The organism is Devosia sp. (genome assembly GCF_040509215.1).
Lineage (GTDB): Bacteria > Pseudomonadota > Alphaproteobacteria > Rhizobiales > Devosiaceae > Devosia.
In genome coordinates this window covers 1-5,549 of sequence record NZ_JBEVLL010000306.1, presented here as the reverse complement: position 1 = coordinate 5,549, position 5,549 = coordinate 1, and the positions used below count along the sequence as shown (strand labels likewise).

3 protein-coding genes are annotated in these 5,549 nt (G+C 63.2%); 1 reads left to right on the top strand and 2 read right to left on the bottom strand.

From position 1 onward, the window contains the following. Positions 1 to 186: 186 nt before the first annotated feature. Positions 187 to 2,670 carry a penicillin-binding protein 1A gene (locus ABW043_RS17230; protein ID WP_353922428.1) on the bottom strand — a complete coding sequence of 828 codons (2,484 nt, stop codon included), beginning with the start codon at positions 2,668 to 2,670 and terminating at the stop codon, positions 187 to 189. A gap of 102 nt (positions 2,671 to 2,772) precedes the next feature. Continuing rightward, positions 2,773 to 4,014, bottom strand: coding sequence for an N-acetylmuramoyl-L-alanine amidase (locus ABW043_RS17225; RefSeq protein ID WP_353922427.1), 1,242 nt, complete (start codon positions 4,012 to 4,014; stop codon positions 2,773 to 2,775). Between the two features lie 610 nt (positions 4,015 to 4,624). On the opposite strand from ABW043_RS17225, the gene ABW043_RS17220 reads away from it, so the two are divergent. Then, a partial coding sequence (locus ABW043_RS17220) for a ribonuclease E/G (RefSeq protein ID WP_353922426.1) occupies positions 4,625 to 5,549 on the top strand: 925 nt, incomplete at its 3' end.

Below are 5,549 nucleotides of genomic sequence, written 5' to 3'. Positions count from 1 at the left end.
GTCTTTGCTGGTTGGCCTCGATGGCGGCTGCGGTGTCGCCGGCCACGGGGGCCGGGCACGCGGCCAGCGCCGGAGCAATGGCGCAGGCGGTGATCAGGACGGCGAGGGTCAGGCGTTTCGTGCTCATATCATCAAGATGGGCGTTTGCTGTGCAGTGTGCAAATCACGACCGAGGGACCGAGCCTTCTAGTTGCCTGACAGACTTTGGGCTGCGTCCAGGCTCGGGTCGAGGAACTGGCCGTTGCCGCTGGGTTGGGTGACGACGGCGCCGCCATATTGCTGCTGCATCTGCATCTGGCGCTGGGCGGCGTCGTAGCCCTGCACGTCGACGCCGATGACGGAGGTCATAAGGTTGGGGCCGGTGCCGGGCTTGAAGGCTTCCTGGATGCCGGATTCGCCTTCGAAGGCCTGCACGCCGGAGCTGGGATTGATCCAGGCCGTGGTCATGCCGGCGGGCGTGTTGAACGGGGTCGGCGGCTTGCCGGCCATGGCCTTGGCCATGAAATTAGTGAAGATCGGCACGGACATGCCGCCGCCCGTGGAGGAAGAACCCATGGAGCGCGGCTGGTCGTAGCCGACATAGATGCCGACGGCCAATTCGGGGGTGAAGCCGACGAACCAGGCGTCCTTGTAGTCGTTGGTGGTGCCGGTCTTGCCGGCCACGGGGCGATTGAGGGCGCGGGCGGCGGTGCCGGTGCCGCGCTGGACGACGCCTTCGAGCATGGAGGTGATCTGGTAGGCGGTCATCGGATCGAGAACCTGGGGACGGTTATCGAGGATGCGCGGCTCGCCCTGCCCGTGCCAGTCGGCGGCGGCGCAGCCTTCGCAGATGCGCTCGTCGTGGCGGTAGACGGTATTACCGTAGCGATCCTGGATGCGGTCGATCAGGGTGGGCACGATCTTGCGGCCGCCATTGGCGATGGTCGCGTAGGCCGAGGTCATGCGCATATTGGTGGTTTCGCCGGCGCCGAGGGACATGGCGAGAACGGGCTGCATGTCGTCGTAGATGCCAAACATGCGCGCGTATTCGGCGATGAGCGGCATGCCGATGTCGCGAGCGAGGCGCACGGTCATGACGTTTCGGCTGCGCTCGATGCCGCGGCGGAGCGTTTGCGGGCCGTAGAATTCCTGGGCGTAGTTTTCGGGGCGCCAGATGGAGCCGTCGCCATTGCGGATTTCGACCGGAGCGTCGAGGACGACGGAGGCCGGGGTGTAGCCGTTGTCGAGCGCGGCAGCGTAGACGATGGGCTTGAAGGAGGAGCCGGGCTGGCGCAGGGCCTGGGTCGCGCGGTTGAACTCGGATTCGGCAAACGAAAAGCCGCCGACCATAGCGAGGACGCGGCCGGTGCGCGGGTCCATGGCGACGAGCGAGCCTTCGACTTCAGGCACCTGTTCGAGGGTAAAGATGCCGTCCTTGCCCGCGACCGGGGAGACGTAGACGACGTCGCCGACCTTGACGAGTTCCTGCACGGGCTTTGACAGCCAGCGGATTTCAGGGCCGGACAATGTGCCTTCGACGCGTGCGGGGCTAGAGGCACCGTCGACGTCGTTTTCTGGGCGGAGGCCGATGCGGGCTTCATTGCCCGAGACGGCGAGCACGACGGCAAGCTGCCATTCGGGGACGTCGCTCAGCGGCTTGATCTTGGCCACGTCGAGACCCCAATCCTCGCCCAGCTCGATGCTGGCGACGGGGCCGCGGAAACCACGGGTGTGGTCGTATTCGATCAGGCCATCCATGAGGGCGCGGCGGGCGTATTCCTGAAGGCGCGGCTCAAGCGTGGTGCGGACCGAAAGGCCGCCGCCATAGAGCTGGTCTTCGCCATAGAGCTTGGCTAGTTCGCGGCGCACGTCTTCGGTGAAGTATTCGGCGGCGTAGACCTGGCTGCCGGAGGCGCGGGGAATGACGTTGAGGGGGGCTTCCTTCGCGGCAGCAGCTTCCTCGGGGGTCGCGTAGCCATTTTCGACCATGCGATCGATCACCCAGTTTCGGCGCTCGATGGCGGCCTGCGGGCGGCGGAAGGGATGGTAATTGTTCGGGCCCTTGGGCAGCGCAGCGATGTAGGCGGCTTCGGGCAGCGTGAGCTGATAGAGCGCCTTGTCGAAATAATTCAGGGCCGCAGCGGCGACGCCGTAGGAATTGAGGCCGAGGAAGATTTCGTTGAGGTAGAGCTCGAGGATCTTGTCCTTGGTGAAGGTCGACTCGATGCGGATCGCAAGGATCGCTTCCTGAATCTTTCGATCCCAGGTCTGCTCCGAGGTCAGCAGGAAGTTCTTGGCGACCTGCTGGGTGATGCTGGAGCCGCCGCCCTGGATGGAGCTGTTGCCGTCCATGCGGGCGAGCAGGTTGTCGCGCAGGGCGCGGACGATGCCGTCGATGGCGATGCCGTTGTGGGAGTAGAAGTCCTTGTCTTCGGCCGAGAGGAAGGCGTGGACGAGCAGCGGCGGGACCGTTTCGATCGGCTGGAAGAGGCGGCGTTCGCGCGCGTACTCGGCCAGAAGCGTACCATCTGCCGCGTGGACGCGAGTGGTCACAGGCGGCTGATAGTCCTTGAGGACGGTGTAGTCGGGCAATTGCGCGGAGACGGTGGCGAGATACACGGCGGCAGCGGCGACGCCGCCAAGCGCCACGAACATGCCGAAACCGAAGAGCCAGCCGAGTAGACGAAACATACGATCAGATACTCCACGCCGTGAGGGGGCGGTGTGCCCTGCCCCGATTCACGACGGTATTTTCAGAATAGCAGAGCGAGCGCGAGCGCTTAATCACTTTGCTTAGGGTTCGGCTTCGACGCTGTCGAAATAGGTGGAAATGCCGCGGGCAATGGCCTCGGCGGTACGGTTCTGCCAATCGGACTGGGTCAGGTTGGTGATGTCGTCGAGATTGGAGAGGAAGCCCAATTCGATGAGCACGGAGGGCACATCGGGCGCCTGCAGCACGAAGAAATCGGCCTGGCGCACCGGGAAGCGGCGGAGAGCGACGCTGGGTTCGAGCTGGTGCACGATGGACTGGGCGGCAACATAGGACTGCTTGCGCATTTCGCGGCGCATCAGGTCGAGGAGGATGTCCACGACCTCGGGCGCCATTTGCGGCATGGCGAAACCGGCGATGACGTCGGACTTGTTTTCGCTATCGGCCAGAACCTTGTCGAGCACATCGGTGGCGTTCTCATCGCGCGTATAGACACTGGCGCCGCGAATTTCGGGCTGCTGGAAGCTGTCGGCGTGAATGGAGAGGAAGATGTCGGCCTTGTTGGTGCGGGCGAGATCGACGCGCTCTTCGAGGCGGAGATAGGTGTCGTCTTCGCGCGTCAAGGCGACGTCGAAGCGACCGGATTCGACGAGGAGTTCCTGCAACTTCAAGGAGAAGGCTAGGACGATGTCCTTTTCGCGCACGCCATTGGGGGCTTCGGCGCCGCTATCGATGCCGCCGTGACCAGGATCGATGACGACCAGAGGACGGGTGGCGATGGGGAGTTCGGAGCCGCCGGCCGGGGTGGATTCGGCTACGGTTTCGGCAACGACTGCCGAGGTCTCTTTGTCGCGCTCCACATTGGCAGCGAAGGTTGCGGCGTCGGCAGGGATGATATCGACCACGAGGCGCGCGGGCTGGTCTTCGAAGGGATCGAGAACATAGGCCTGCTGCACTTGCACGGGCGCGGTAAGGGTCAGAGTGGTGCGAACGCGGTCTGAAGCCGCCTGCTCGACGAGATAGGACTCGATAAGCGTCGTCTCGGAAGGCGCGCCGCTGGGCTCGGGCACCGAGAAGGTGCCGGCGCGCACGTCAATGGCGAGGCGATCAGGGCCCGTGAGCGAGACGAAGGAGAACTCGGTCTTGGAGGCAAGATCGATGACGAGGCGGGCACGATCTTCGCCAACGGTGACGCGCACATCGATGACATTGGGCAGACCGACCGGAATGGCAGCGGGCGCCGCCTCCTGCGCGTGAAGCGGCAGGACTGGAGCCATGGCCAGGAAGAGCCCGAGGACGAGTGAGCGAATGACGCGAAAATTCAAAGCTGGTTCGGGCCCCATGCGTATAGAAAAACCGTGTCACATGCCCTTCGGGCGATTCTGCGGCATTTTCGGCTTATGCGATGATTTGCAACAGGGCGCAAAGAATGGACCCAAGCAAAAAGCCCGATATTCCTCACATTTAGACTTTCCTGTTGCCAATCTGGCGCAACCACCATACACGCTTATATGAAGGCGCAGGAGTTTCGCGAGCGCCAGCGAGAGGGTTTCAAATTCCCTTCGCGCCGCTGCGAACCCCGGCTAGCCAGTGTGCCACACAAGCACCTGCCCGGCATGAAAGCGGCGATTTTCAGCGCCTTCGCAAACGAATTTCGGTCCCTCACGGGGATCGGACGGTGGTGGGTCTTTGGGACCGGCCATCCAATAGGAAGAGGTCATATGGCCCGCAGGCGGACAAAGCGCGACGCGATCGAAATGAACGATTGCCGTTTTGCTTCGCCCTATCTCCCGGCCATGACCACATTTGCCGGTGCGCAGAACGTGAGAGGTTCGCGCCCGATTTTTCTCAACACATTCGCCCCGCAACGCGCCGAGCCAGGTTCTCCGGTTCGCCGGCTGACGCCCTTTGGCGCGCGGGTGCGCGGAGTATATTATGGCAACCAAGAGAATGCTGGTGGATGCCATCCACCCGGAAGAAACACGGATTGTCGTCACAGCCGGTAACCGGCTGGAAGAATTCGACTTTGAATCGGCGTCCCGCCGCCAGTTGCGGGGAAATATCTTCCTCGCCAAGGTGACGCGCGTCGAGCCGTCCCTGCAGGCGGCCTTCGTCGAATATGGCGGCAATCGCCACGGGTTCCTCGCTTTCAGCGAAATCCACCCGGACTACTACCAGATCCCCGTCGCCGACCGCGAAGCCCTGCTGCGCGATGAAGAGCACGAGGAAGAGCACCACGACGAAGCGGAAGACGCAGTCTCCGTGCCTGAAGGCGTGGCCGAAACTGACCCCGAAGCCGATCCTCAGGAACATGAGGAAGAGAGCCACATCGAGCAGGCTCCGGCCAATACCGAACCGGTCGAGTCGATCGGCGGGGCGGATGCGCTTGAGGAAGTGCCGGAACGTCGCCAGCGCAGCCAGCAGCGCCGCCACCAGTACAAGATCCAGGAAGTGATCAAGCGCCGGCAGGTGATGCTGGTGCAGGTGGTCAAGGAAGAGCGCGGCAACAAGGGCGCAGCTCTCACCACCTATCTGTCGCTCGCCGGTCGCTATTCGGTGCTGATGCCCAATACCGCTCGCGGCGGTGGCATTTCGCGCAAGATCACCAATGCTGCTGACCGTAAGCGTCTCAAGGAAATCACCTCGGACCTCGAAGTGCCGCAGGGCATGGGCGTCATCCTGCGTACCGCAGGCGCGACTCGCACCAAGGCCGAAGTGAAGCGCGACTTCGAATATCTGATGCGTCTGTGGGAAAGCGTGCGCACGCTGACCCTGCAGAGCCAGGCCCCGTGCCTCGTTTATGAAGAAGGCTCGCTGATCAAGCGGACCATTCGCGATCTCTACAACAAGGACATCGACG

Excerpts from the sequence above, each read along its gene's own strand:
- ABW043_RS17230 (WP_353922428.1), bottom strand. The coding sequence starts at position 2,670 with ATGTTTCGTCTACTCGGCTGGCTCTTCGGTTTCGGCATGTTCGTGGCG.